The organism is Vagococcus bubulae (assembly GCF_003950315.1).
Lineage (GTDB): Bacteria > Bacillota > Bacilli > Lactobacillales > Vagococcaceae > Vagococcus > Vagococcus bubulae.
On the sequence record NZ_NGJT01000049.1, the window covers coordinates 1 to 1,800 of the forward strand.

General features: G+C 29.6%; 1 protein-coding gene. It reads left to right on the forward strand.

The genetic code is table 11. The features are described 5' to 3' along the window. Positions 1-136: 136 nt before the first annotated feature. Positions 137-1,800: IS1182 family transposase (locus CBF36_RS12090; RefSeq protein WP_243638036.1), on the forward strand; the 1,664-nt coding region annotated here is incomplete at its 3' end.

Below are 1,800 nucleotides of genomic sequence, written 5' to 3' on the forward strand. Positions count from 1 at the left end.
GAGGCTGACCCAAAAGTCTACCAAAAAAGAGTAAAAGGAACAAAATTATTTTTGATTTTGTTCCTTTTTTTGACGAAAAAAATAGCACTTTCCTTTATAATTAAGGTGTCTAACCAAATAAAAAGGAGTGCTATTTATGTATAAAGATTATAACATGAATCAAGTCACATTATCACTGGATTTAGAAATTTATTTAGAAAAAAATGATATTGTTTTTATCATCAATGAGTTAGTAGAAAGTATTCCGGAGGAATCCTTTGAGCCTTTTCAGCATAATATGGGTACTTCATCCTATCACCCAAGAATGATGTTAAAGTTGATTCTATGTGGTTATACTCAATCCATTTTTTCCGGTAGAAAAATTGAGGAGATGGCTAAAGATAGTATTCGTGCTCGTTGGTTAACACAATCTCAAATGCCAAATTTTAGAACGATTAATCGTTTTAGAGTTAATCCTCATGTACAAGATTTATTGAAAGAATGTTTTATTCATTTTCGTAACCAATTGGTTACCCAAAAATTAATTGATGAGGAAGCTATTTTTATAGATGGTACCAAAATAGAAGCTAATGCTAATAAATATACTTTTGTATGGAAGAAAAGTATTAATAACTATGAAGATAGCCTAACAAATAAATCAAAAGAACTTTATCATCAACTTGTTCAAGAACAAATTATCCCTGCTATTCAGAATGAAGACGAACCATTACATCTTGAAAATCTAAGAGAGATAACACACTCTCTAGAAACTGAAGTGAGTAATCTTACTGATAAAATAAATAATGAGAATAATGTAGAGAAACGAAAAGCATTAAGAAATAAACGAATTAAACCAAGAAAATATCTTAAACAATTCAGAGATTTTAAAACTAGAACACAGAAATATCAAAAACAAAAAGCCATATTAAACAAAAGAAATAGCTATTCAAAGACAGATAACGATGCCACTTTCATGAGAATGAAAGACGATCATATGAAAAATGGGCAACTTAAACCTGGATACAATGTTCAAATTGCTACGAACAATCAATATGTATTAGCTTATGATGTATTCCAAAATCCAACGGATTTTAAAACACTTATTCCATTTTTAGAAACGATTAAAGATAATTATTTTAAACTTCCAAAATACATTGTTGCTGATGCAGGGTATGGTAGCGAAGAAAATTACCAAGCTATTATGGATGACTTTGAAAGAATCCCTTTAATTACCTACACGATGTATCAAAAAGAAGTAAAAAAGAAGTATAGAACCAACCCTTTTAACGTAACGAATTGGAGGTATGATGAATTATTAGATGTTTATTTTTGTCCACTCAATCGTCGCTTAAAATTTAAACGTTATTCTACAAGAATTGATAAGTATGGTTTCAAAAGAAATTTAAAATTATATGAATGTGAAAGCTGTAAAAATTGTCCGATACGTTCATCCTGCACAAAGGCTAAAAGTAATAAAAATCGAGTCATTCAAAAAAATTATAATTGGGAGTATTTTAAAGCTCACGCAAAAGCACTTATCAATGCAGAAGAAACAGGCAAAATTTATAAACAAAGAAAAATTGATGTAGAACCAGCCTTTGGAAATCTAAAGGCTAATTTGTCGTTCACTCGTTTCTCTGTTAGAGGAAAAGACAAGGTGGTTAATGAGTTAGGTTTTGCATTAATGGCAATAAACATAAGGAAATTAACTGCCTATAGGCAGTTGAAAAGTACGAATGAACTCAAAAATAAGGATTTAAAAATGATATTTTCATTCTTAAATCCTTATTTCTTTATTTTAGAGACTTTTGGGTCAGCCTC